20 protein-coding genes are annotated in these 25,390 nt (G+C 51.6%); 5 read left to right on the top strand and 15 right to left on the bottom strand.

Annotation, left to right across the window (positions count from 1 at the left end; translation table 11 throughout):
- Positions 1 to 19 precede the first annotated feature (19 nt).
- The 13 genes from HMPREF9441_RS07355 to rlmN form a co-directional block, all read right to left on the bottom strand.
- Complete coding sequence (locus tag HMPREF9441_RS07355) at positions 20 to 1,024, bottom strand: hypothetical protein (RefSeq protein ID WP_008619743.1); 1,005 nt, start codon at positions 1,022 to 1,024, stop codon at positions 20 to 22.
- 28 nt (positions 1,025 to 1,052) lie between these two features.
- Complete coding sequence (locus HMPREF9441_RS07360) at positions 1,053 to 2,015, bottom strand: FimB/Mfa2 family fimbrial subunit (RefSeq protein ID WP_008619744.1); 963 nt, start codon at positions 2,013 to 2,015, stop codon at positions 1,053 to 1,055.
- A gap of 179 nt (positions 2,016 to 2,194) precedes the next feature.
- A complete protein-coding gene (locus HMPREF9441_RS07365) occupies positions 2,195 to 3,412 on the bottom strand; it encodes a hypothetical protein (protein ID WP_008619752.1) in 1,218 nt (405 codons plus the stop codon).
- A gap of 61 nt (positions 3,413 to 3,473) precedes the next feature.
- Entirely contained in the window at positions 3,474 to 4,814 is a 1,341-nt protein-coding gene (locus tag HMPREF9441_RS07370; protein ID WP_008619754.1) for a tetratricopeptide repeat protein, read from the bottom strand.
- A gap of 14 nt (positions 4,815 to 4,828) precedes the next feature.
- The gene (locus HMPREF9441_RS07375) at positions 4,829 to 5,407 is read right to left on the bottom strand and encodes a DUF3575 domain-containing protein (protein ID WP_008619755.1); all 579 of its coding nucleotides are present in this window, start codon (positions 5,405 to 5,407) and stop codon (positions 4,829 to 4,831) included.
- A 929-nt stretch (positions 5,408 to 6,336) separates the two neighbouring features.
- Positions 6,337 to 6,708 (bottom strand): preprotein translocase subunit SecG, encoded by a 372-nt coding sequence (gene secG / locus HMPREF9441_RS07390; RefSeq protein ID WP_008619758.1) that lies wholly within the window; start codon positions 6,706 to 6,708, stop codon positions 6,337 to 6,339.
- 2 nt (positions 6,709 to 6,710) lie between these two features.
- On the bottom strand, positions 6,711 to 7,457 hold the full coding sequence (locus tag HMPREF9441_RS07395; RefSeq protein ID WP_008619759.1) for a hypothetical protein: 747 nt from the start codon (positions 7,455 to 7,457) through the stop codon (positions 6,711 to 6,713).
- Positions 7,458 to 7,461: 4 nt separating this feature from the next.
- A complete protein-coding gene (locus tag HMPREF9441_RS07400; protein WP_008619761.1) occupies positions 7,462 to 7,989 on the bottom strand; it encodes an LptE family protein in 528 nt (175 codons plus the stop codon).
- Complete coding sequence (locus tag HMPREF9441_RS07405; RefSeq protein WP_008619763.1) at positions 7,964 to 9,190, bottom strand: sigma-54 interaction domain-containing protein; 1,227 nt, start codon at positions 9,188 to 9,190, stop codon at positions 7,964 to 7,966. The genes HMPREF9441_RS07400 and HMPREF9441_RS07405 overlap by 26 nt, the downstream gene beginning before the upstream one ends.
- An 84-nt stretch (positions 9,191 to 9,274) precedes the next feature.
- Complete coding sequence (locus HMPREF9441_RS07410; RefSeq protein WP_008619765.1) at positions 9,275 to 10,270, bottom strand: lysylphosphatidylglycerol synthase transmembrane domain-containing protein; 996 nt, start codon at positions 10,268 to 10,270, stop codon at positions 9,275 to 9,277.
- A gap of 1 nt (position 10,271) precedes the next feature.
- The gene (pdxA, locus tag HMPREF9441_RS07415) at positions 10,272 to 11,363 is read right to left on the bottom strand and encodes a 4-hydroxythreonine-4-phosphate dehydrogenase PdxA (protein ID WP_008619767.1); all 1,092 of its coding nucleotides are present in this window, start codon (positions 11,361 to 11,363) and stop codon (positions 10,272 to 10,274) included.
- 17 nt (positions 11,364 to 11,380) lie between these two features.
- A complete protein-coding gene (locus HMPREF9441_RS07420) occupies positions 11,381 to 12,442 on the bottom strand; it encodes a DUF4837 family protein (RefSeq protein ID WP_050806176.1) in 1,062 nt (353 codons plus the stop codon).
- Between the two features lie 16 nt (positions 12,443 to 12,458).
- Positions 12,459 to 13,493 (bottom strand): 23S rRNA (adenine(2503)-C(2))-methyltransferase RlmN, encoded by a 1,035-nt coding sequence (gene rlmN / locus HMPREF9441_RS07425; protein ID WP_008619769.1) that lies wholly within the window; start codon positions 13,491 to 13,493, stop codon positions 12,459 to 12,461.
- 112 nt (positions 13,494 to 13,605) lie between these two features.
- Between rlmN and HMPREF9441_RS17745 the strand changes: the two genes are divergently transcribed.
- Genes HMPREF9441_RS17745 through HMPREF9441_RS07440 form a run of 3 tightly spaced genes read left to right on the top strand, consistent with a single transcriptional unit; the run spans position 13,606 to position 19,709 of the window.
- Positions 13,606 to 17,493, top strand: a complete 3,888-nt coding sequence (locus tag HMPREF9441_RS17745; protein WP_008619770.1) for a DUF4922 domain-containing protein — start codon at positions 13,606 to 13,608, stop codon at positions 17,491 to 17,493.
- Between the two features lie 7 nt (positions 17,494 to 17,500).
- Positions 17,501 to 18,829 carry an MFS transporter gene (locus HMPREF9441_RS07435; RefSeq protein ID WP_008619771.1) on the top strand — a complete coding sequence of 443 codons (1,329 nt, stop codon included), beginning with the start codon at positions 17,501 to 17,503 and terminating at the stop codon, positions 18,827 to 18,829.
- The gene (locus HMPREF9441_RS07440; protein ID WP_008619772.1) at positions 18,813 to 19,709 is read left to right on the top strand and encodes a hypothetical protein; all 897 of its coding nucleotides are present in this window, start codon (positions 18,813 to 18,815) and stop codon (positions 19,707 to 19,709) included. Before HMPREF9441_RS07435 ends, HMPREF9441_RS07440 begins: the two co-directional genes overlap by 17 nt.
- A 242-nt stretch (positions 19,710 to 19,951) precedes the next feature.
- On the opposite strand, the gene HMPREF9441_RS07445 is transcribed toward HMPREF9441_RS07440, so the two are convergent.
- Entirely contained in the window at positions 19,952 to 20,860 is a 909-nt protein-coding gene (locus HMPREF9441_RS07445) for a DUF4595 domain-containing protein (protein WP_008619773.1), read from the bottom strand.
- Between the two features lie 725 nt (positions 20,861 to 21,585).
- On the opposite strand from HMPREF9441_RS07445, the gene HMPREF9441_RS07450 reads away from it, so the two are divergent.
- Both HMPREF9441_RS07450 and HMPREF9441_RS07455 read left to right on the top strand, forming a co-directional pair.
- Positions 21,586 to 22,755 carry a DUF418 domain-containing protein gene (locus HMPREF9441_RS07450; RefSeq protein ID WP_039865051.1) on the top strand — a complete coding sequence of 390 codons (1,170 nt, stop codon included), beginning with the start codon at positions 21,586 to 21,588 and terminating at the stop codon, positions 22,753 to 22,755.
- A 37-nt stretch (positions 22,756 to 22,792) separates the two neighbouring features.
- Positions 22,793 to 24,325 (top strand): right-handed parallel beta-helix repeat-containing protein, encoded by a 1,533-nt coding sequence (locus HMPREF9441_RS07455; protein ID WP_008619776.1) that lies wholly within the window; start codon positions 22,793 to 22,795, stop codon positions 24,323 to 24,325.
- Between the two features lie 80 nt (positions 24,326 to 24,405).
- Here HMPREF9441_RS07455 and pfkA read toward each other — a convergent pair whose 3' ends face one another.
- Positions 24,406 to 25,383 carry a 6-phosphofructokinase gene (gene pfkA / locus HMPREF9441_RS07460; protein ID WP_008619778.1) on the bottom strand — a complete coding sequence of 326 codons (978 nt, stop codon included), beginning with the start codon at positions 25,381 to 25,383 and terminating at the stop codon, positions 24,406 to 24,408.
- Positions 25,384 to 25,390 lie beyond the last annotated feature (7 nt).

The raw sequence follows: 25,390 nt of genomic DNA on the forward strand, positions 1-25,390 counted from the left end.
TATAGTATATTTATGGTTTTTATTTTGATGTCGATGTAGACGGGATAAGAGAGATATTACCATCCCCGGTAAAACTTTCCCCTTTTACGGTGAAATTCACCTTATGCCAAGTAGCCCGTCCCAATTTGTCATTGAAAGTTGCGATATAGGTTTTGCTCCCCTTCGGAGTCTCATTTGTAGCGTAATCCACAATAAAACGGAATTTGTTCGCCACGCCCGGAAAAGTATAGAAATAGGTTCGACCGTTGCGTTCGCTGATTGGGCTGTTCGCTTTATAGGCAGACTTATAGATGTCATTCGCATCGCCAAGAGAAGGCAATTGCTGTATTTCATTTTCCGGGAAAAAAAGCCCGCTGTCCAAACCGAAAAATTCAATCTCGTTCATCTTCACCTTGGTATATACACCGCTCGCATAAGCGTCTTCCACATCCCATTGCACGTCCACTTTCGTAATCAGACGCGACAATATGATGTGCAATTCCGTCCTTTCGTCTTTCTTAATCTCCATTGGCGCGTCCCCACTCGCAAGCTTCGCCCCACTGAACAAGCTGAGCATATAAGCCTTTTTATCCTCAGGAGTTGTGATATTACTCAACCGTGCCGTTCTCAAGTTCTTTATGGCCTCTTCGTTCGAGGCCGACACAGTCGGTGCACCCGCTACTGTCTTGTAAGCCACCCCATAAAGCCCTTTCAACGTCCCGGCATAGGCATTAAACGGATGAGGGTTAGCGGCCACCAGTTCCTCTTTTGTCAGCGTATATTGCAACACTTGTCCCCAGTCGTACACCAAGAATAAGTCCAGTTTATCCCAATCGGCCACATCGTCACCCGGTGATTCACCCGGATCGCCCATATCTTTCAGCACGGGAATATCCAATCTGATACCCACCGACACTTCGCAATCCTTCTCACGAACCGGCTCCGCTCCCGGGCCTTCATCATTGTCGCTGCACGCCGCAAAAAGAGGAAGGCACACCACAAGCCATAACCCCCATTCCAAGATTTTATTCCAATGTTTTTTCATATCTTGTTTCTCCTCTCTTTCCTTAGGTTTACATTTCCTGGTCGTAATCGTTACCAGGCTTCCAGTCGGTGTTGATTTCCACACCGGCCGTTACGTCTACGGCTTCGCCGCTCCCGTCCGAAATGTTGAACGTGGCTTCCAGCACACGTCCGGCCCGAATCGGGTCTTCCACGGTGAATATATGTTGTATGGTTCTGTCTTCGCATTCGGAATAGAAATACAGCTTCCAGTGGCCTTCGCCTTCCGCCCTGCGGTACACGCTTCCGCCGGTGCAGGGATAGCTGTAGAATTCAAACTCGGTGAGCCGTGCCGCCTCGGTCACTTTGAAGTCCGATGCGTCCGTCCTCAGCCGGTCGTTGCTGATGTAAGCGTCCTCCCAGCACAAGAATCCTTGTTGCGTGCGGGAGAGATAGCATTTGATGTTTCTCATCGTCTCGGGGTGGTTCACGTGAAGTTTCACCTTGCCCACCACCGGGCTCATCAATACGGTGTAATGTTCCGTCTTTTCTTCCTCCATCCGCATGCTCAGCACGCCGGAGAAAGGCGGATAGGCCAAAGCCTTGATGGTGTCCGGGGAGATGGGCGTTTCGTCCACCACCACGTCTTCCAACACGTTGTCGAACGTGTGCAGACCGCCTCCCACGCGGTCGTTGTTGTGGTTGGCCACGGCCAGGTGGTCGTAGTTGTCCACAGGGAGCGTCACCTTGAAAAACAGTTCCTCCGGCATGTCTTCGGGCTGGAACACAAGGTCACGGTAAAGATTTTGCGGCGAATTCCAGAAACCCAGATGAAGGGACAGCAGTTCGGCCTCGAACTCGGGATCCACGCCGTGTTGCAAGTCGATTTGATAGGACACCGTAATTTCCCTCATCTCTACATTGGGCGGACAGTCGGACAAATCCTCGTCCACACAAGCCGTCAACGACAAAGCCGCCCCGGCCCATAGTCCTAACTTATATATATATGTATCTATCTTCTTCATAGGTTTCATAAAAGCCACCTTTCAAATTAATTCATTGGTTTTAAAATCAAGCAGCGCGGCTGCACGCCCCGGACTGCCGCGCAGCACAAGGCCGCACAATCCGCGCTGCGATGAGTCTGCGGCGCAGCGGCTGTCAGGCCGCTATGCGCCACAGGATTTGTCCTCCACCAGGGAAGGAAACTACTTTTTTAGATATCCAAATCGTAAGCAATACCCTTGCTCCACTCAGTTTCGAACTCAACACCGATAAACACGTCTGTCTTCTCAGGAGGAGTGATAGTTCCTTTACCCCAATCCGTGATGTTAGCATTTAACAAAGTCGTATATGCTGCTTCAAAGATTTGACGTTCTGTATTGCCTTTATAATCTTTGGCCAACTTCACTGAATAATAAACAAATCCTTTATCTGCAACAGTTTCTTTTGTCTGCAAAGTCAATGTACGTCCAGTGTTATTTTGGAATCTGAAGCTGACAACTATATTCTCCTCATTTTCAGGAGCCACCACTGTGTAGAAATTGGCACCAATGACTTTCAGAGGCTCATCATTCGTTGCCCCCGTAAACTCAATCTTATTCTCCTTCAAAGTTGCATCTGCAGGAGCTTCAAATACCTTAACGGAACCAGTCTGATTGAATTTAGCGTCCATCTCTGCAGGTTGACCTTCGATAACAATACCAGTCAATGTCATGTTGGCGTTAATTTCAGTTGCCCAATTCCCGTCATTCAATTCATTTTGACCTTCCACTGTAGAAAATTCGTCTTTTACAAAAGTAGAAGTCGTACGGACTCCGGCAGCAAGCACACCCATGGCATACTTCACACCACTTAATTTAATGGCCTTGGCGTCGCCAACCGTTGTAGCATTTTCATTCCAATCTCCAAGCTGCCAATAGCTGTAATTATCCTCAACTGACGTAGACGAAGTTGCAAATTTAGTAATATCCGCATAATAAGTCAAATCATAGGGTTTCTTGTAATCCGCCGCTGCAGCTTCGCCAGTAATTCCGGCAGTTTCTGCAGTAAAAGTCATTCCCTGAGCCACGTTGGCAACATTACCATAAACTAAGAATTCGTTGACTGTCTTCAACAAGTTTACAGACTGAGCATTGCTCTGCTTTGTCCCCGCTGTAATCGAACCCAAATTAATAGGAGTCTGCCAAGTCCCATTAAAGACAGGCACTACCGTCACATTTGTAATGCTTTGAACCGTTCCGTCCAAGTTTACATCACCAGCAGCCAATCTTTTACTCGGCATGCCACTGGCATACACACCCATTGTCACCTTAGACGCTGCCACTTCGGGAGCACCCCCAACAACTTCCTCTTCATTTGAACAAGAAGTCAATCCCATTGTACTGGCCACGATTGCCGCAGCAAACAAGTACATTCCATTTCTCATTTTCATAATTCTAAAATTTAATGAATAAATAAAAAGTTAATAACTCTATAATTAGAAAATCTCGTAATTATCGTCCTTCCACGGCCCGTACACCCTCCAGGTTGCCTGCGGCCTCGCTGTCGCCGGCCTTCACGGCCCGTTCGAAGCATTCCACAGCCTCCGCCCGGTGTCCCGTCTTGAAGTAGGCCACGCCCAACGTGTTCCACTTGCGCTCGTCGGCCAACGGTTCGAGCAGCGTCACCGCCTCGGCGTCTCGTCCCTCGCGCACCAACGCCACAGCACGATTGATGGCCTCCGCCCCCTTGTCCGGCACGGCCTCATAGTAGGCACGGATATATCCCGAATTACGCTGGTCGGCAAAGACAGACTGTTTCAGGTATTGGTAAGGCCGTCCGCCGTTGAGCTTGCGGATACGCTGCTCGCGCAGGTTCTCGTCCGGCGTGTTGTCGATGATTTGCAGCAGCTCCTGACGCTCGTCCAGATCGCTCTCGGCGATGACATCGCGCAAGTCGGCCCAGGCTTCTCCCGCGCCCACCACTTCATACACGTCGTCCGGCATATCGACCCGTGCATCGAGATAATCTTTCAAGACTTCGGCACGCCGTCCGGCCAGATGCTCATTGAAAGCCACGGAGCCTTCGATGGAGGCCAAGCCCACAATCACCACTTTCACGATGGAGGAGGTCTTGTCGTCCTTCACGCGCCGCATCATGTCCACGATGCGGGCCAGCGTGGCTTCGTTGTCTCGGAAGTCTTCGCGCAAGTCCCACTTACCCACGGGGAAGTGCACGTAAAGTGCGTCTTTCATCTTACGCAAAGGGATATCCCGCGTATAGGGCTTATATTCGCTGATGGGTTTCAGCACGGGTTCGCGTACGGCAATCTGCTCGGCTACGCTCAGCACGGGCATGACCGCCTTGGGTTTCGGCGTGAACCAACGCGTGGCGCCCAAATCGAGCGCAGCCAGCGGCCGCACATCGCAGCAGTTCTCAAACTCACAGTCCACTGTGAGCGAAAGAGCCGACGCACGCATCCACGGCTCCACCCCTACCACCTTATTATAATATAAGGTGTCGGCAGCAGCAGCCACAGCGACACGCTCTTCGCCACGCAAGGCCGCGCGACGGTCGAAATAACGGCGGTTGCGCTTGCCGGCCAGCTCCACAGGAGGCAGCGTCAGCGTATCGCCTGCCTTCGTAGTGAGACGCGGCGTAAGGATGAGACGGTCGTCCGACGTGATTTCCACATCGCCGGCAGCCACGGAAAAGGCCACTTTGAGCTGCGTGCTGTCCTGCCACGACAACACGGGTTCTCCCGTCGGCACCACCTGTTGGGCCGACAACGGACAGGAAGACAGGCACAAGGCCGCGGCCCCCATCCATGCTTGTATGTCATTGATTCTCTTCATCTTCTCTGTTGGCTTTACTTAAACACATAAATAAAAGACACGGACAACTTGGTGGGCACGAAACGGTGGGTGGTGCGCTCTTCCAACTTGTCGCCACACTTGCGGCACTCGTAGGCATCGAAGTCGGCGAAAGAATAACCCAACCCCAACTCGGCCTCCAGGCTCCAATGACGGCTCAGAATCCAATGGTAACCGTAGCCCAGCCCCACAGCCCATTCATTACCCTGCACGCGCTGGTCTTCCAACTTGGGCCACAGGCCGAAAGGCAGGTTCACCCCTCCGGCGTTAAACCGCGTGTAAGAAGCATGAAGCCCCAGGAAGTGTCCGCCGAACGGGCGGCAAATCCAGTAACGGTACTCCGGCTGCACCCGCAGGTGGCGCCACTTCTTGTTGTCGGAGAACGTCCAGGGATTCCACGAAAGCCCCAAGGCCATCGTAGACTTGCGCCCCACCTTTACCTCCGGCTCCAGATTCAACGAAGCGGTAGCCCAGTTCACCAAATCCGTCTTTAACGCTACGGTCTGTGCTTGAACGGCAACGAACCAACCGCACAGCCCCAGCAAACATAAGATAAGTCGTTTGCTCTTCATCATGGTTTTCAGTTTATAGAATATACGTAAAAGCCCGCTTCCGGAAGAAAGCGGACAATATGCCCTTCGCCCGGCATGCCGGAACGGCACGGGGCTTACCCACAAAAGACAATAAGATATTACATGTGTGTGTGTGTGTTTACACAAATATTTGGAACAGCCAAATATAATTTGTTAAAAATACAATTAAAAACACATACCTTACCCCACAAAATATCCAAAAAACGATATTTTTCGTCCTTGCACACCGCTACCGACAACGGGCTCCACAGCGTGGTGCCTTTCCGGTTTCTATATGCAAGTTCGTTTTTCATCATCTCATTTGGATAATATTACAGGACAAATATAGAGGTTATAAACAAAACAAACAAATTTTCTCGATATTTTTTTTAAAAAACATTATAAACATCATATTATTCTTATTCTTCACACTCCCACACCAGAGTTTTTCAAAAAATATCCTTCATCTTTCAGGTTATATGATAAAACATTGTCATACAACATATTACGGGCTGAAGGATAAAAGGGTCATCTTTCAGCTTTCCTTCATGACTGAGAACGACAAAACGTTCTGCGCCAAACTTTTTATCGTTCTCAGCCAAACGTTTTATCATTCGGCTGAGAACGAATTGAAGCACGGCTGAAGGATACCTGAAACATCCTTCATCCCGTAACACAAACATTATGAGATTCTTACCATAGCACCTGAAAGATGAAGGATATTTTTTGAAAAACTCTGGTGTGGGATGGAAGGCCTGAAAGTACGTGAACAAAAACAAGAAAGACAAAAATACAAAAGAACATAAGGTTTAATTTTTCAAATTCCGTTTGCGGAAATCGATACCCTCCTTATGTTCTTTTGTACTTCTGTCTTTTATTATCCGGAGGAAAGCTTCCGCCCCTCCCCCGTCGTCAAACGACCGGCTTCCGCCTTATTGCGCGGGTGCCTGCTGTGCCGGAGCTTGTCCGGCCGGAGCAGCCTGTTGCTGCGGCTGGCTGGCACCGAATCCCGGCAAGTTGTTGGAATTTACGGCCTTTTGCTCGGTGGCCGCCTTCATCATGGCAGACTCTTCCGTAGCCACCTTGGGAATGAAGAATACCGAAACCACGCTCAATACGACCATGGCGGCAGCCAATCCCCAAGTCACTTTTTCAATCACATCCGTCGTCTTGCGCACGCCCATAATCTGATTGGAAGCGGAGAAGCTGGAAGCGAGACCTCCACCTTTGGACTCCTGAATGAGTACAACCAGACACATCAGAATGGCAAGAATGACGATGAGAACAACCAATACTGTGTACATGTTTACGATTTTTTATTTTTATTATTTATTATCAATTTCTCCAAGAAACGAATCTGGTCTGCAAAGTAACGGTTTTTTTTTGGATATTTCAAACTTAACCGCCTTATAATTTCCATCGCTTTGGTATATCGGCCTTGTTTTATATAAATTTTAGCCAATGTTTCGGTAAAATAGTCCTCGTCCTCCTCGTTTTCGCCCTCGGCGGGAAGAGCGGGAGTCTGCAACTCGCTGTCGGCATCCTGATTCAGTACGATGCGTTTATCCCCTTGCCCGATAAATTCGTCTATCAGTTCCTGATGCTGCATGCGGGGCACTGCCGTAATCGTATCGGGAGCGTCTTCGCTCTGCATCAGATATGCCATATAGTCTGTAGAGGCATCCACCGGTTTCGGACGGTGGGGCTTCTCCTCCGGCAAGTTGGCCAGAAAATTGTCTATGAGCGAATAGGTGCGGTCTTCTTCCACCTCTCCCGCCTTCTCGGCTTTCGTCTGATACTTTTTGACGGGTTCGAACCGATAGTTTACGCCTTCTATCAAACGGAACAGGGCCTTACGGTCGGGCAGAAAAAAGGCGGCGCGACGAAGCTCCCGGTCGAAAGCCGCATCGTGCAAGAGGTACAGATTGCGCAAATAGAGCAGACGGGCCGGCTGAAAGTAAGGATAGTCACCGACCAGCTTTTCCAGGCGGGGCAACGTTTCCTTATCCAGTTTCTCCGGATGCTTGATATAATCCGATAAGTTCAAATCCATATCCTTACCAATTCGCTACGGTTGCATTAAATATCTGGTCTACAATATCCTTCACCATCTGGGTCACCAGTTCTTCCTGTACGGCCGTCAGTTGCTGCGACGAATCATACTGGGACGTGGCGCTGAACTTCTGTTCGAAATCCTCGTTGTGGTTGGCATTATTCACAAAACGGACATTCACCGTCATCTTCAACTGCACCTGCGACGAAAACCCGTCGGCAGACACGGCCTTGTTGAACTGGCTGTATTCCACAATCTCGCCCGAAAGCTGCAAATCCCCGTTACGGTTCACCTGCCTCAACTTGGTCTGGCGGGCAAAGACATCGGTCAGTTGGTTGCTGAAAATAGACTGCATGGGCGCCCATACGTATGCAGAACGGATGGGGAAAGCCGAAATCTGTATCGTCTTGGTTTTCGTATAGTCGATGGATGCCCCGTTGAATTTATAGGAGATGGAACAGGCCGCCAAAAAAAAGACACAAGACAGAAGCCCGACCGCTTTGCTTTTAAAGATCCTCTTTATCCAAACCATATTCCTTTATTTTACGATAAAGCGTCCGTTCGGAGATGTTCAGTTCCAGGGCGGCCTTGCGACGCTTGCCCCGGTTCTTCTCCAAAGCCCTCACTATCATCTGGCGTTCCACGTCGTTCAACGACACAGCCTCTTCCACATACTCTTCCGGAGTCTGGAATTCATCCGCTCCTTTGGCTGCGTGAGCCACAGGATAAGTGATATCCGGCTGATAGTAGGTTATCGGCTGTTCGACAACCTGGGGGGCAGAAGACCGCTCACGCTCCACCCGCTGCCCGTGCACCAACTTTTTCAGCTCCGTCACGTCGTTGCGCAAATCGAAAAGTATCTTGTACAGCAACTCGCGTTCGTTTTCAAAACTATGGCCTTCGTTCCGTTTGTTCAACGGCACAATATCATGCGTCACCGGATCTTCGGGGATATAACCGGACAAGATTTCAGGAGTAATTATCCGCTCCGGGGAGAGGATGGAAATCTGTTCCGTCACGTTCTTCAGTTGGCGGACGTTTCCCGGCCACGAATATCTTTTCAGCCTTTCCTGGGCTGCTTCCGTCAGTTCCACCGGATCCGGCATATTATACTTTTCCGCCGTGTCCATCGCAAACTTCTTGAAGAGCAGCACCACGTCGTCTCCCCGTTCGCGAAGAGCCGGCATCTTGACGGGAATCGTGTTCAAGCGGTAGAACAAGTCCTCGCGGAAACGGCCGTCGCGGATGGCCTGCGCCATGTTGACATTGGTAGCCGCCACGATGCGCACGTCCGTCTTGCGCACGTCGCTCGAACCGACCCGGATGTATTCGCCCGTCTCCAGCACACGCAACAAGCGTGCCTGCGTGGCCAAGGGCAGCTCTCCCACCTCATCGAGAAACAGCGTACCTCCGTTGGCCGCCCCGAAATAGCCTTCGCGCTCTCCTATCGCCCCGGTAAAAGCTCCTTTCTCATGACCGAACAGTTCGGAATCTATCGTTCCCTCAGGAATGGAACCGCAATTCACGGCAAAGTATTTCTTCGTCTTTCTCAGGCTGTTGTCGTGGATAATACGGGGAATGATTTCCTTTCCCACACCGCTCTCTCCGGTGATCAATACGGATAAGTCCGTCTTGGCCACTTGCAAAGCAATGTCCACTGCATGGTTCAACCCTTCCGAATTGCCCACGATACCATATCTTCTTTTCTGTGCCTGAACGTCGGATGTATTCATATCTTCTACCCAAATGCGATTGTCGACAAAATTACATAAAAAATCCCGTGGGACACAACTTTAACCGTATTAATTTAAGAAAAACTAAGCAGACTTGTTGCCCAACTTGATCAACAGCAAACCGACGGCCGTCCACACCAATTCCCGCAAGCGGATAATCAAACCGGTATAAACACCGTATGCGCCGGCCAGGGAAAGTCCGCCCACAGCCAACGCGAAGCCGCCTTCACGCGCGCCCATCCCCATCGGAATAAAGAAAAACAAATTGGCAAAAAGCGACGTGAATGCCTGTATCAGCACGCAATCCCAAAAGGAAACATGGTCGGTCAGTATCAACAAGATGAACTGGATTTCAAGACAACCGGCCACCCGCACGGCGAACTCTATGAACAACGACAGATAGAACGTGGACTTGCGCTGTGCATGCAAGGCGGCTATCTGGCTGTCCACCTTCCGTATGGACTCTTCCCGCGTGTCGATGAACCGCCGCAGACGGGACTTCAATCCGGGTATGTGGGCCAACAGGCGCAAGGCTTTCATGGCCAGTCCGTTTTTATATCCTTTCTGGAAAAAGTAAATGCCCGTACCGCAGAAAGCGGAACAGACGACCATGAACACCGCCATTCCGGCCGACATCTCCCGGCCATAGAGCCACAAGTAAAGGAGGATGGAGAAAGTCCAGAAACAGAAATGGGAAAAGATGTGCATCATGGCATAGAGAATCACGCTGGATGTCGCCTTGGCCGCCCCTACGTACGGTGTCAGTTCCATAATACGGTAAGGCTCGCCGCCGAGAAGTCCCACCGGAGTGACGTAGTTCAGCGCATAACCGCTGATCGTGTACTTATAAATCTTCAGAAAAGGCACTTTCGGTGCCGCCCCGTCGTGGATGATGACCGACCACGACCAGGCGTTGGCCAGATAGAGAAAGACCCATAAGAGGATGACGGCAGGAAACCAGTATCCCGCCCGACGGACGTTGTCCCATAATTCCGAATAGGACAGGTCCGAAGTGCAGAGCATAATGATAATGGCCACCACGCCGATGGCCAGAAACACGTTACGGTAGAGAGGCTTCATGTTATTCTTCCGGAGCGTTCAGTTTGAGTTTGTCGCTGTCGTCACGACGCTCGTGATACTGCTTGCGCAAAGGATGGGCATACGCCTCTTCGTAACGGACACGGTTACGATACACATCCAATGCCGCATAGACCGCCTGGCGGAAAGATGCCTCGTCTGCCTTTCCCTGTCCGGCGATATCGTAAGCCGTACCGTGGTCGGGAGAGGTACGGACAATGGGTAGCCCGGCCGTATAATTCACCCCGTCCGTCATAGACAGCGCCTTGAACGGTGCTAATCCCTGGTCGTGGTACATGGCCAGCACACCGTCGAAATGCTCGTACGTACGGTTTCCGAAAAAGCCGTCGGCCGCATAAGGGCCGAAACAGAAGACGCCTTCTTTCTCCATATCCTGGAGAGCCGGCCGGATAATATCCCTTTCCTCCGTACCCAACAGACCGTCGTCACCGGCATGGGGGTTCAACGCCAATACGGCAATACGCGGATTCGACACATTGAAATCCTTGCGCAGCGCCTCATGGAAAATACGGATTTTTTGCATTACGGCTTCCTTGGTTATCGCCTGCGCCACGTCGCGGATCGGCAAATGTGTGGTCACCAAAGCCACGCGAAGCACATCATTCATCAAAATCATCAGTGCCTCCCGGCCTTCCCCGGCGCGCTCCTGTATATATTCCGTATGTCCGGGGAAATGGAAACCGTCGCCCTGAATCGTCGCCTTGTTGATAGGCGCCGTCACTAATACGTCGAACAGCCCCTCGCGATAATCCGCCATAGCCCTTTCCAAAGCCGCCAAAGCCGCCTTACCGCTCTCGGCCGAAGGCTGTCCGAAATCGATCTTCACCTCGTCCGTCAAACAGTCCACCAGATTCAAGCGCCCCTCCACGGCCTCATCCGCTTTCTGTATCGTGACGAAATTTGTCGTCAGTTCCATCGCCTTACGGTGATAAGTGGCCACTTTGGGCGAACCATATATAATAGGTGTACATAACTCCAACATCATCGGTTCGCTGAAAAGCTTCAGGATAATCTCGTATCCCACACCGTTTATGTCACCGTGGGTTATCCCCACCAAGATCTTACCATTCCTCATATCTTTCGTTTCTGATTTTATTCTTGTTCTTTTCCTGCCACCACGCTGACTTCGGGTATGCTGGCTTTCAATTCACGGGCTTGCTCACCCGGCAAGCAAAGGGTGTACAACGCAGCCTCCAACCGACGGATCAATCCCCGCTTCATTTTCTCCGGTGCATAGACAAAGCCTTCCGCCACCACCACACGGTTGTTCAACGTGTCCACCCGGGAATGACTGACGAACGGACCGCCCATGGCATCGTGCTCCATCTTCCACAGTCCGCGGGTCTCCATGGCATACTCCCCTTTCACCGCAATGGGTTTTACCGACGTGCAGAGGGTATCGGTGGCCATATACATGCGTGGTTCCGTACCGGGTATGTTCGCTTTCATCACCGAATCGCGCTTGGCCAGCACATATTGTTTATTAAACGTCCGGGGACCTTCGTAGGGATAGGAATACATGCAGATGTTCACCAACCCCGAGGCCGTGTTGGAAGATGCCCAGAAGAAATCCTTCCCTTTCTTGTAACTTTTGATTTCCACCGGTGCCCAAAATTGGCAACTGAAGATGGAATCGGCCAAGTATGACACGACCTCCGAATGTTTTTTCTCCAATTCATTGATTTGCCTATTCATTTCCATTTTCACCAAAAAGTCGATGATGGATTGGGCATTCTTTTGCACAAAAGCGGCAAAGTCCTTTTCATTCGGACTTTGAATAGTCAGCACGACTTGCGGACGGGCATACACATCGCGCGTAAACTTCATTTTGGTCTGTGTATATTGGTTGGGAGCTATATCCACCTTTATAATGTTCCGAAAAATGTTCAACACCTGATTGAAACGTTGCGGGTCGGTTTGCGAAATCCGGAACGAACGCTCGGGCTGCGGAAGGCCGGGAATATCCGTATCCAATACATCAAACAGCGCACGTCCCGCAGGACACTGCCACAGAGAATCGCCCACAACGACCAACACCTCATACGGGCGTCCGCTTGAGGAGGGCTTAGCCAAATGGTCACAGGCCGCCAAAAATGTTACTACAGCCCATATTCCACACCATAACATCCACCTGTATTCCAATTTCCTTTTCATAGTCCTATTCTGTTTATTAAAGTTCCACACCTTGTTGCTTCGCCGTGCTCAACAACCCGCAAGCGGCAAAAATATCCTGTCCGCGCGATGCCCGGATGGTAGAAAAAAGTCCGTGTCCGGTCAGATAATCCCGAAAGCGTAACATGCCTTCCTCCGACGTCCCCTTCAAGTCCACACCGGGAACAGGATGGAAGCGAATCAGATTCATCCGGCATTCCAATCCGTCGAGCAAGCGCAAGAGTTCCTTGGCATGCGCCGGGGTATCGTTCACCCCTTCGAACATCGTATATTCGAAAGAAAGACGACGCTGATGCGTAAAGTCGTACTCCCGGAGCAACGCCACTATTTCCCGCAGGCCGTAGCTGTTCTCGGCCGGCATCAACAGGGCACGCTGGTCGGCAAAAGGATTATGCAGACTGACAGCCAGATGACATTCACTCTCGTCCAAGAAACGTTTCAGCCCCTTGCGCAATCCGACGGTAGACACCGTGATGCGCTTAGGACTCCAGGCATAGCCATAATCGGCCGTCAGAATCTCCGTGGCGCGCAACACGTTATCCAAATTGTCCAACGGTTCTCCCTGTCCCATAAATACCACATTGGTCAGGGTGTCGCGTTCCGGCAACGAATACAGTTGGTTCAGGATATCGGCTGCCGTCAATTGTCCGGAAAAGCCCTGTTTTCCGGTCATGCAAAAACGGCAGTTCATCCTGCACCCCACCTGGGAAGACACGCAAAGCGTAGCCCGGTCGCCATCGGGGATATACACAGTCTCCACATATCCGCCCGCCGCCGTACGGTACAGATACTTCACGGTCCCGTCTGCCGAGCGTTGACCGTCCACCGGCGCCGCACAGCCCACGGTATAACGTTCGTTCAACAAACGACGGTTCTTCGCCGAAATATTGGTCATTTCGTCAATGGAAGCCACCTTCTTCCCATACAGCCATTCCGCCATCTGACGGGCGGCAAAGGACGGCATACCGATTTCTCCCGCCACGGCCTTCAACTCCGCCAGCGTCATGCCCAATAATGCTATCTTATCCTCCACGGTTATCTCTTCTCCTTTATTTTACAGGCAAAGTTACGGAAAAAAGAGAAAACTTTCCACTATATTGGACTTCTATTAGTATATTTGCACGCTATAATACATAAATTACCACATGAAATCGTCATCACATTCTCCACGAATAGACTGTTTCCTCCCTTGCGGAACGGAAAATCAAACCGCCGGACTGGTACAGGAACTCCGCGACAGCCGATGGACAGGCCGTATCTACGGGTTATGCCCCGCAGGCGTCGGGGCCATCCTGCCGGAGACCTGCCTGCCGTTACCTACCGACGGGATTTTCAGCACACAGACTATCCTGGACATGGCTCGCCTCTGCGAGGCCGAATACTGCTTGTTCTACCACAAATCCTTGCCGCTGGAACTGGGATTCCATGCCCTCGACCGACTGTTGCGTGTGGCCGACGACACCCATGCCGACTTGCTTTATGCCGACCACTACGCCATACAGGACGGGACACGGCAACCCCATCCGCTCATAGACTACCAAAAGGGCAGCCTGCGCGACGATTTCGACTTCGGCCCGTTGGTCCTGATACGTACCGAAGCCCTGAAAGCATACGCCGGACAAGAGAATCTGCCCGACTATCATTTCGCAGGATGGTATGACTTACGTCTGTATCTGAGCCGTCACGGCGAGTTGTTCCATTTAAACGAACTCCTTTATACGAAAACGGAAACCGACGCCCGGAAAAGCGGAGAGAAAAACTTCGACTACGTAGACCCGAAAAACCGCACCGTGCAAATCGAAATGGAAAAAGCCTGCACGGAGCACCTGAAACAAATCGGGGCTTATCTGGCTCCCGACGAATTCGACGAAGTAGATTTCCATACCGAAGATTTTCCTTGTGAGGCCACAGTCGTCATTCCGGTACGCAACCGGGTCCGTACTATCGAAGATGCCATCCGCAGCGTGCTGTCCCAAGAAACAGATTTCGATTTCAACCTTATCGTGGCAGACAATCATTCCACTGACGGAACGACGGAAGCCATCGCACGTTATGCCGCCCGTGACCCTCGCGTCGTCCACCTTATCCCCGAACGCAGCGACTTAGGCATCGGAGGCTGTTGGAACTTGGCCGTACATCACCCGCGCTGCGGGCGCTTCGTCGTCCAGTTGGATTCGGACGACCTGTACAGCTCTCCACAGACTTTGCAACGCATCATACAAACTTTTTATCATGAAAAGGCGGCCATGGTCATCGGGTCCTACCGCATGACGGACTTCTCCCTGCAAACTCTGCCGCCGGGCCTGATAGACCACAAGGAATGGACACCCGAAAACGGACGCAACAATGCCTTGCGCATCAACGGACTGGGTGCCCCGCGCGCTTTCTTCACTCCGATTCTGAGGAAGCTGCAAATCCCGAACACCAGTTACGGGGAAGATTATGCGCTCGGCTTATGCTTTTCACGCTACTATCGCATCGGGCGCATTTATGAAGAACTTTACTTGTGCCGGCGTTGGGAAGGCAATTCCGACGCGGCACTGAGCATAGAAAAAGTCAATGCCCACAATCTTTATAAGGATCGGTTGCGTACTATCGAGATAGAAGCCCGCCGCCGGTTGAACCGACTGTGGGCACACCCGCTGAATCCCGAAGAAATGCAGGCTTTCTTCCGCAAGCAATTAGAGGACTGGGACGAAGCCCGGCAACGTTACGAAGACCTGCAAAAAGCGGAGACCAAGGAACTGGTCATCGGCGACCATACGCTGACCGCCCAGTTCAATCCGGCACGCATGACCTCGACCGGAGCCAGCATCTCTGCCGAAGCCTTGGCCACACGCCCGTGTTTTCTTTGCGACCTGAACCGGCCGGAGGCACAACATGCCCTACCCATAGAAGGACATTATCAACTGTTGGTGAACCCTTATCCCATCTTACCGGAACACTTTACCATTCCGGCACGGAGACATACTCCGCAAAGCATCCTGCCTCACTTCAAGACCTTGCGCAACATGGCCTGGAACATACCGGAAGCCGTCTTTTTCTACAACGGCCCCGTATGCGGCGCTTCAGCCCCCGACCATATGCACTTCCAGGCCGGGAAACGGGGTGTGCTGCCCATCGAACGGGACTGGAAAAGTTACGAAATGGGGATGGAAAAACTCTATCCTCTGCAACCGGCCGAAGAAGAGAGCATCGAGGAAATCATGATGCAGAACGCCAACTGCGGACTTTACATCCTCAAAAGTTATATCTGTCCGGTATTTGTCATCCGCACCCGTCCGTCGGAACATCCCTGCCTGCTTTTTGAAAAACTCTACTATGCCCTTCCGCTCTGCGACGGGGAAAGCGAACCGCGTATGAATATCCTTTGCTGGCGGCAATCCTGGAACGCCGGACGCGAAGACGAAATCGTCATCTTGATTTTCCCACGCAAGAAACACAGACCGGCTTGCTACGGACAGACCGGCGAGCATCAACTGCTCGTCAGCCCCGGAGCCTTGGATATGGGCGGGCTGCTCATCACACCGCGAGAAAAAGATTTCCGAACCCTCACGGCCGGACTGGCTACGGACATTCTGCGTGAAGTGACGCTGAGCGAGGAAGAGCTGCAGCCGGTCATCGGGCAGTTCACCCGTCATCTGAAGAAAGACGGCACGGAAAACACGGAGCCACGCACGGCTCCTGAACGGCTTCATGAAGGCACGGAACCCGAGGTCAGCGTAGGCATCATGAGCCGGCAACGCATTCGTTTCTCTCTCAACGCCACCTACTCGGCCAAAGGCAGCCTCGTAAGGGGTGAGCAAACGGTGGAATGCAGCGAAGGAGGCATCTTGTGGAACGGGAACCTGTACCGGGAACTGACTTTTACCCCACAGGAAAACAAAGCTTCTTTCTCGCTTTACGATGTGACGATCGGCATTAAATTCCATTGGGAACGGCAAGAGACGCAAATCTTCAGCGGCACACTGAAATTAGTGGTGGAAGAAGAAAAAATCGTGGCCATCAACGTGTTGCCGGTAGAAGATTACCTCATCAGTGTCATTTCCAGCGAAATGAGTGCCTCCGCCTCTCCTGAGTTCCTGAAAGCATCGGCCGTCATCAGCCGCAGTTGGCTCTATGCCCAGATAGAAAAGCGCAAACAACTGAGTAACCACGACCGTGGATTCTTCTCATTCAGCAAAAGCGACGGAGAGCTGATCCGTTGGTACGACCGCGAAGACCATACGATATTCGACGTATGCGCCGACGACCATTGCCAACGCTATCAGGGCATCACACGAGCCAGCAACGAGGCCGTGGTGGAAGCCGTCAAAGCCACGCGCGGCCAAATCCTCACGTCGGGGGATGACATCTGCGACGCACGTTTCTCGAAATGCTGCGGCGGAGCGACCGAAGAATTCGAATATTGCTGGGAAGACAAGCATCTGTCTTACCTGACCAGCATCAGAGACATTGCGCCCGAGAACCTGTCGGGCATCCGTCCGGCACTGCCGGACCTTACCCGGGAAGAAGAGGCGGAAAAGTGGATACGGAGCAACCCGCCTTCGTTCTGCCACACGGAAGACGAAGAAATACTCCGCCAAGTGCTGAACGACTACGACCGGGAGACGACGGACTTCTACCGTTGGCGCGTGGAATATACGCAAGACGAATTGTCCGGACTCATCGCGGAAAATCTGAAAACGGACTTCGGCAGCATCCTCGACCTTATCCCGGTAGAGCGCGGACGGGGAGGACATATCAGCCGGCTGAAAATCGTCGGCACACAAGAGACGCTCGTCATCGGAAAGGAGTTGGAAATACGCCGTGTATTGAGCCGCACCCACCTGTTCAGTTCGGCATTCGTGGTCGACAAGGAGGATTTGCACGACGGCATTCCCGGCCGGTTCGTCCTCCACGGTGCCGGATGGGGACACGGCGTGGGCATGTGCCAGATCGGGGCGGCGGTCATGGGAGCCAAAGGTTACCGTTACGACGAAATCCTGAAACATTATTATGACGGAATCACCATCCGGAAAGTCTACCCCTAACAGCTTTATGAAAAGAAACCCGTACGCCATAGACGACCGGCAAACGCCGGAAGCCCCAAGCCGGAACCCATGGAAATGGATTCCTACACTGTACTTTGCCGAAGCATTGCCCTACGTGACGGTCATGAGCATCTCCACCGTCATGTACGAACGCATGGGGCTTTCCAACGCCGAAATCGCTTTCTACACCAGCGCACTCTACCTCCCGTGGGTCGTCAAACCCCTATGGAGCCCGTTCATCGACCTTGCCAAAAGCAAAAGATGGTGGATACTGGCCATGGAGTTCCTCATCGCCGCTGCCATAGCCGGAGTGGCCTTCACGCTTCCCTCCGCCCATTTCCTCGTCTTTACCCTGATGTTCCTGTGGCTGATGGCTTTCAGCAGTGCCACCCACGACATCGCGGCCGACGGTTTTTACATGTTGGCGCTCGACCCGCACGAGCAAAGCCTGTATGTGGGCATCAGAAGTACGTTCTACCGCATCGCTACCATAGCGGGCAGCGGACTGCTCATCATGCTGGCGGGCACGTTGGAAACTTTCACCCGTCGCATCGCCTACTCGTGGAGCATCGCTTTCTACGTGCTGGCGGCATTCTTCATTGCCGTGACCGCCTACCACTTTTTCCACTTGCCGCGCCCCGACTGCGACCGGACACGAAAAGCCGTATCGGCCCGTAGACTGTTGAAAGACATCTGGCTCACCGTCATATCATTTTTCCGGAAACCGCAGCCCGTCGCTGCCGTCCTTTTCATGCTTTTCTACCGTCTGCCGGAAGCATTGCTCATCCGGATTTCCAACCTGTTCATGATTAAACCCGTCAGCGAAGGCGGACTGGGGCTTTCCACGCAGGAAGTAGGGTTCGTACAGGGAACGGTAGGCGTACTCGGCCTGACCCTCGGCGGCATCATAGGCGGTATAGCCGCCTCGCGCGACGGGCTGAAAAGGTGGCTGTGGCCGATGGTATGGAGCATCACGCTACCGGATCTTGTATATGTCTATCTGAGTTACTTCCAGTCTACGAATTTCCTGCTTATCAACGCCATGGTATTCATCGAGCAATTCGGTTACGGTTTCGGCTTCACCGCCTACATGTTATTCCTCCTATATTATTCGCAGGGGGAACAACAGACTTCACACTATGCCTTCTGCACGGCTTTCATGGCCCTGTCGATGATGTTGCCGGGCGCTGTGGCCGGAGAATTGCAGGAAGCCGTGGGTTACTTCCACTTCTTCCTTATCGTAATGGCCTGTTGCCTGGTGACGGTCGGTGTCACCGCACTGCTGAAAATAGACCCGGAATTCGGAAAAAAAGAACACCATGGAGACAAAGCATGACATACGGAAGGCCTTGCTGGTGGCCGACGGAGGTTCTACAAAAACCGACTGGTGCCTGGCGTTCCCCCACCGGGAACCTCAGCTTTTTCGTACGCGCGGTCTCAACCCGGCTCTGTTGGAACTTCCCGCCATCCGGGAAATCCTGCAAACGGAACTGCTGTCCCGGCTGACGCCCCATCTTCAAGACCCTGAAGCCGAAATCCATATCTATTATTACGGCGCGGGATGTTTGCCTTCCGTCTGCACCAAGATGGAACAGGCTCTTACCGGACTCCTCCCCCGCTCTACGGCCGAAGTCCATTCCGATCTGTTGGGAGCTGCACGGGCCTTATGTGGACACGAAGCCGGCATTGCCTGCATTCTGGGCACCGGTTCCAACTCCTGCCGTTACGACGGCCAGGATATCGTGCAACATGTGTCCCCGTTGGGATATATCTTAGGAGACGAAGGCAGCGGTACGGCGTTAGGCAAACGCCTGATAGGCGACTGGCTCAAAGGACTTTTAGACGAAGAACTAAGCGGAAAACTGGCGGAAAGCTACGGATGGGACGAGGCCGACATTATCCGGAAAGTGTACCGGGAACCGGAGGCCAACCGTTTTCTGGCTTCCTTCACGCCTTTCCTGAAAGCTCACCGTACCCATCCGGCCGTCCACCGTATCCTCACAGACTGTTTCAAAGCTTTTTTTGAACGGAACATCATGGCTTACCGCCCCGGACCGCTTGCCGTACACTTCGTGGGCAGCATAGCCGCCATTTTCCGTGAAGAATTAGAGGAAACCGCCGGAATATACGGCATACGGATAGGAAATATCCTCAGAGAACCGATAGGCCGGATGGTAGCTTACCATCAGCAAAAACTGAAAAACGAAACTGATTAAAAGATTTTTAAGGAAAATGCAGTGTTTTTCGCAAAATATGTTTTATAGCATAGTTTTTCATTTGCACACACCTGAAAATGGCCTTATCTTTGCATCGTTATCCTGAAAACAATCTTTTTACCTTAAACAAAACTAATACCTAAAAAACTAAAGAATACGGGTCGCTGTGAAGCGGCCCGTATTTCTTTTACCCCTTTAAAAAAGGTCCCGTCACCAGCCGAGGCCGATAACGGGACCACCGTTCAGGGGCAACTGACGGGAAAGTAATCGAATGAAAAGCGTGGGACTCCACCGTAAGACAGTATCGCAGCATTCTTTTCCGGTTGGAGGGTGAATGTGAGAGACTGCGTTTCGCTGCGATTTTCTCCGTCTCCCACCTTTTCGTATGTGACCGTCTGCGGAATGTGACGGGTGGTCTTCCCCCACAGTCCGGCATACCAAATAAAATCATAAAGCCCCGGAAAACAATTCATCTCTTGGAGGTAGATACCGGGATTCAACTTCAGGGAATCCTGCATATCATAACCAAAAGTATAAATCTCATGTCTCTCGTATAGATTGTTCGTATGGGAGACATCGGAAACCACCGTCTCCAGATTCCCGTCTTTCCAAGTGTACCGCGCCACGCCGGTTTCTCTGCAGCCCGAACTGTTTTCACGATGGTAGTTCATCTCGGTGATATGTCCCTCGGAGTCGTAAGAAGCCGATACCTCTCCCCGAAAAGGACGGGCTTTTCCGCCGTTTGCCGCTTCTTGCTCCATGCCGTTGAATTCCATATAAACCACATGGCCTTCCGGAGCGACACGAACAGGCTTGAAACAAACCTCACGGACACGACCGGTGGCTACGGACTTCTTTTCCTTGAAAACCCGAAACGCCAGTGGATGAGTCTCCACTATAAAAGTACCATATTCCGTACTATAGCCTCCGACCATCCGTCCGTCACGATATTTAAACCGGGTCATATCACTGTCCTCCCGGCTCCATCCGGCAATCGGGCGTACGATACCCATATCTCGCAAACAGGGAACCGACACAGCGGCTTCCCCTTCTAAGGGATGCGATTTTTTATTACTCCGACAGGCCACACAGCCACAGGCCATATACGCAACGAGCCATATTTTCATCAAGCTACGGATCATTCTTATCATATTCCTGCGTTACTATTATTTTATCTTCCCAATACGGTTTATCTCTTGGTAAGAGATAGACCGGCCTTCAAAATATACTATTTTACAGCCATTTAAAAAATACAAAGTTTAGAAAACTATCGCCTTTCTTAGCTTTTTTTACACGTTTACTTGGCATTATCTGTCTTTTTACCTACATTTGCAAGCGGTAGTCTATCTCTTACCAAGAGATGGACTTTTTTTCATCCCCCAATAGACCTCGGAAAAACGGCTAAAAAACAGCAAACAAGATGCTCCGTTTATAAAAAACGTTAAATACAACCATTTTCATTTCCCTCTTATTGTTTATTTCAAAAAAGTCCGTAACTTTGCATCGTGTTTTTCATAGTATTAGATTTAAGGTTAACAAAGGTTGGGTCAGAGCGCTGACCCTTTTTTTATATCCTTACTGTGAAGTAGGGATATTTTTTTGTAGTCGGAAAAAGAAAGACTACGGGGAGTTCCACAGTATCCCTCAGCCACTTACAGAAGCATCGTTTATCTATATTTTTCCGTCCACAAGCACCACTGAAAATCAATCGTTTACATTCTCAAAATCGTTCTGCGCCAAATGAAAAATCGTTTGGCTGAGATTGATTTTTCAATCTGCTGCAAACGATTTTTCAATCTCCGCAAGATTATTTTTGTTGGTATAGATGAAAAAAATCCCTATTTTTGCAAAACATACAAAGCAAAAAGGAAAAAACATGCAAAACACCATGAAAAGACATCCACGCGTGGACGTGGCTGACGTATTACGCGGAATAGCCGTAATGGGCATCATCCTGCTACATTCCATCGAACATTTCAATTTCTACTCCTTTCCCGACACGGCAGGACAAAGCGAATGGCTGAACTTCAGCGACAAAGCCATCTGGGACGGTATGTTCTTCCTCTTCGGCGGAAAAGCATACGCCGTTTTCGCATTGCTCTTCGGTTTCAGTTTCTTCATCCAATACGACAACCAGCGGCTGCGCGGAAAAGATTTCAGGGGACGGTTTTGCTGGCGGCTCGCCCTTCTTTTCCTTTTCGGCAACCTGAACGCCTCGTTCTTTACGGCGGAGGTGTTGGTGCTCTACTCTTTAGTGGGCTTCATCCTTCCGCTCACCTGCCGTCTGAAAGACAAATGGCTGCTGATACTGGCCTGCGTCCTGCTCATCCAGCCCCTGCCCTTATACTACGCCATCCGGGCGGCCTGCGACCCGGCATTCGTCACTCCGGCCGTACCCACCGGACATTTATGGGCACAAACTTTCGCCGTACAACAAGGCGGCACGTTCTGGGAAACCGTGCGCGTGAACCTTTGGGAGGGGCAACTGGCCAGTCTGGCCTGGGCCTGGGACAACGGACGCGTGTTCCAGACGGCGGCCCTGTTCCTCTTCGGACTGCTCATCGGCCGACGGGGCTTGTTCCTGAAAGAAAACCTGAAAGTGTGGAACAAGATACTTTGCGGAGCCTTAGTTGCATTTTTCCCGCTGTACGGGCTTGGCAACATGCTGCCGGACTTCATCAGCAATCCGTCCGTGCTGACCCCGCTGAGCCTTGTGGTAAGTTCTTTGTATAAATTCGCTTTCATGCTGGTATTGGTCTCGGGCGGGCTGATGGCTTTTTACCGTACCCGGATGCAACCGTTCATGAGCAAAATCATCCCATACGGCAAAATGAGCCTGACGAACTACATCACCCAAAGCATGGCCGGAGCTATGCTCTATTACAACTGGGGCTTTTCCCTACACGACGATTTGGGCATCACGGCCAGCCTGTTGGCCGGAATGGCGTTCTTCATCCTGCAGTTCTCTTTCTGCAAATGGTGGATGAAACACCATGACCACGGCCCGTTGGAATATGTGTGGAAACGGGCCACATGGCTGAAATGACCCGTATGGTTACGAATGTTCCTTAACCTTTTATATAATGAGAACTTTATTCCTTCTTATTTTCTTGGGGCTGGGCGGAAACATTTTCGTCCCCGCCCATGCCAAGTCCAAACCACGCGGAGGACAAAACTATTATGTAGACGCGCAAAACGGCGACGACCGCGCCGACGGCAAAAGTGAAAAGACGGCTTGGAAAAGCCTGTTGCGGACGAAAGAGTTACAGTTGCGTGCCGGTGATTCCTTATTATTGCGCAGAAACTCCTCGTTCAACGGACTGCTGGAAGTATCGGCCGAAGGGAAGGCAGGCCGTCCGGTCGTAATCGGCGCTTACGGCACAGGCAGAAAACCTTGTATTCAGGCTCCGGACTCGTCGCTGTACACGGTCTTGGTACGCAACTCCGACTATCTCACTTTGGAGAATCTGGAAGTCGTGAACACGGGAAAGCAAAGGATGGCGAACCGCACGGGCGTGAAAGTGCTCTGCAAAGATTACGGCGTGTCGCACGACATCGTGCTCCGGGCACTCCATATCCACGACGTGAACGGCAGCCTGATCAAACAGAAAGGGGGAGGTTCGGGCATACTTATTGTCAACCGGGGTAAAGATACGCCCTCGACGTTCGACGGATTACGGGTGGAAGACTGCGTCATCCGGAGGTGTGAACGAAACGGCATCATCTGGTCCGGTTACAGTAACCGCGAACATTGGCATCCCAATACCCGTACCGTCATACGCAAAAACCTGATAGAGGAAGTCCCGGGCGACGGTATCGTCCCCATCGGATGCGACGGCGCCTTGATAGAATACAACCTGATGCGCAACTGCCCGGGCACGTTGCCCCACAGCGAGGCGGCAGCCGGCCTGTGGCCTTGGAGTTGCGACAACACCGTGATACAGTTCAACGAAGTGAGCGACCATAAGGCTCCGTGGGACGCACAAGGATTCGACTCGGATTACAACTGCCGCAACACGACCATACAATATAACTACAGCCACGACAACGACGGCGGACTGGTTCTGATTTGTAATTCAGGTACGGACCCCGGTGCAGGCAACCAAGGCAGCGTGGTACAATACAATGTAAGCATCAATGATGCCATCCGTCCGCGTGCGACCCGCAGCGGCATTTTTTCCGCCAATATCCACATAGCCGGTCCTTGCAAGAACACGTTGGTCAAACGAAACCTCTTGCATGTCAATCCCAAGACGGAGCCATTCATAGACCGCAGTATCATCACGTCCGATGCGTGGGACGGCTATGCGGATTCTACCGTATTCCGGGAAAATGTATTCTTCGTCCCGCAGGAATCGGAGATTCGCCTGAACCGCTCCACCCGTAACACGTTCGACGGGAACTATTATCTGGGAAACATAAAAGGACGGCCCGAAGACCCGAACGGCAGAAACGCATCGGACTATTACAACCAGTGCATCAGCAAAGACCCGTCCGGCTTCAACAGCTTGTCTTTCCTCTTCGACACGGTGGTTATCGGCGACGGCTCAGCCATACTGAAAGCAGTGAACCGGGACACCATCCACCGCTTCTTTGAAACGATGAAAGAAGAATGACCTTTTCAAAAAACAACGGGAGCCGGTCTTGCCAACCTTGCTCCCGTTACACCTTATTATAATAGGGCTTTGCCCCTTCCTTAAATGGACAAGATGCCCAATACATTTATCAACTCTTTCTTCACCGGCTTGTCGCTCTTGATGGCATTGCAGAACGGCACGTACACCACTTCGTCATTCTTGATGCCGATCATCACGTTACGCTGCCCTTCGCGCAAAGCCGTAATGGCGCCTACCCCCAGACGGGAAGCCAAAATACGGTCGTAAGCACTCGGAGAACCGCCACGCTGCAAATGCCCGAGAATAGACACGCGCACGTCGAACTCGGGATATTCTTTCTTCACCCGGTCGGCATAATACATGGCACCGCACTTGGGGCTTTCGGACACGATGACCATACTGGAACTCTTGCTCTTGCGGATCCCCCGGCTGATGAACTGTTCCAACTGGTCGGCATTGGAAGAGTCTTCGGGAATGATGGCAGCTTCCGCCCCGCTGGCTATCGCACTGTTCTGCGCCAGGAAACCGGCGTCGCGCCCCATCACTTCGATGAAGAATATACGTTCGTGTGAAGTCGCGGTATCGCGAATCTTGTCTACACACTGCACAATGGTATTCAGCGTCGTGTCGTAACCGATTGTGGAATCCGTTCCGCTCAGGTCATTGTCGATGGTACCGGGCAGACCGATGCAGGGCACATCGAACTCCTCTGCAAAAATGCGCGCGCCCTCAAGCGAACCGTTACCTCCTATGATAATCAAGGCGTCAATCCCCTGTTCCACCATATTATCATAGGCCTTTTTACGCCCCTCCGGCGTAAGAAATTCCTTGCTGCGAGCCGTCTTCAGAATCGTTCCTCCTCTTTGGATGATATTGCTCACATTCTCCGTCGTAAAATCCTGAATTTCGTTGTTAATCAAACCTTCATAACCACGATATATACCTTTTACCTTCAAACCGGCTGCTATCCCGGCGCGCGTAACGGCACGAATAGCGGCATTCATTCCCGGAGCATCTCCTCCGGAAGTCAAAATACCTATACAATTAATCTTTCCCATGTTAGAT

The sequence above is a fragment of the Paraprevotella clara YIT 11840 genome, assembly GCF_000233955.1.
GTDB lineage: Bacteria > Bacteroidota > Bacteroidia > Bacteroidales > Bacteroidaceae > Paraprevotella > Paraprevotella clara.

Bases quoted from the DNA above. Each gene is read 5' to 3' on its own strand.
- HMPREF9441_RS07355 (WP_008619743.1), bottom strand. From the start codon at position 1,024: ATGAAAAAACATTGGAATAAAATCTTGGAATGGGGGTTATGGCTTGTG.
- HMPREF9441_RS07360 (WP_008619744.1), bottom strand. From the start codon at position 2,015: ATGAAACCTATGAAGAAGATAGATACATATATATATAAGTTAGGACTA.
- HMPREF9441_RS07365 (WP_008619752.1), bottom strand. From the start codon at position 3,412: ATGAAAATGAGAAATGGAATGTACTTGTTTGCTGCGGCAATCGTGGCC.
- HMPREF9441_RS07370 (WP_008619754.1), bottom strand. From the start codon at position 4,814: ATGAAGAGAATCAATGACATACAAGCATGGATGGGGGCCGCGGCCTTG.
- HMPREF9441_RS07375 (WP_008619755.1), bottom strand. From the start codon at position 5,407: ATGATGAAGAGCAAACGACTTATCTTATGTTTGCTGGGGCTGTGCGGT.
- secG (WP_008619758.1), bottom strand. From the start codon at position 6,708: ATGTACACAGTATTGGTTGTTCTCATCGTCATTCTTGCCATTCTGATG.
- HMPREF9441_RS07395 (WP_008619759.1), bottom strand. From the start codon at position 7,457: ATGGATTTGAACTTATCGGATTATATCAAGCATCCGGAGAAACTGGAT.
- HMPREF9441_RS07400 (WP_008619761.1), bottom strand. From the start codon at position 7,989: ATGGTTTGGATAAAGAGGATCTTTAAAAGCAAAGCGGTCGGGCTTCTG.
- HMPREF9441_RS07405 (WP_008619763.1), bottom strand. From the start codon at position 9,190: ATGAATACATCCGACGTTCAGGCACAGAAAAGAAGATATGGTATCGTG.
- HMPREF9441_RS07410 (WP_008619765.1), bottom strand. From the start codon at position 10,270: ATGAAGCCTCTCTACCGTAACGTGTTTCTGGCCATCGGCGTGGTGGCC.
- pdxA (WP_008619767.1), bottom strand. From the start codon at position 11,363: ATGAGGAATGGTAAGATCTTGGTGGGGATAACCCACGGTGACATAAAC.
- HMPREF9441_RS07420 (WP_050806176.1), bottom strand. From the start codon at position 12,442: ATGAAAAGGAAATTGGAATACAGGTGGATGTTATGGTGTGGAATATGG.
- HMPREF9441_RS17745 (WP_008619770.1), top strand. From the start codon at position 13,606: ATGAAATCGTCATCACATTCTCCACGAATAGACTGTTTCCTCCCTTGC.
- HMPREF9441_RS07435 (WP_008619771.1), top strand. From the start codon at position 17,501: ATGAAAAGAAACCCGTACGCCATAGACGACCGGCAAACGCCGGAAGCC.
- HMPREF9441_RS07440 (WP_008619772.1), top strand. From the start codon at position 18,813: ATGGAGACAAAGCATGACATACGGAAGGCCTTGCTGGTGGCCGACGGA.
- HMPREF9441_RS07445 (WP_008619773.1), bottom strand. From the start codon at position 20,860: ATGATAAGAATGATCCGTAGCTTGATGAAAATATGGCTCGTTGCGTAT.
- HMPREF9441_RS07450 (WP_039865051.1), top strand. From the start codon at position 21,586: ATGCAAAACACCATGAAAAGACATCCACGCGTGGACGTGGCTGACGTA.
- HMPREF9441_RS07455 (WP_008619776.1), top strand. From the start codon at position 22,793: ATGAGAACTTTATTCCTTCTTATTTTCTTGGGGCTGGGCGGAAACATT.
- pfkA (WP_008619778.1), bottom strand. From the start codon at position 25,383: ATGGGAAAGATTAATTGTATAGGTATTTTGACTTCCGGAGGAGATGCT.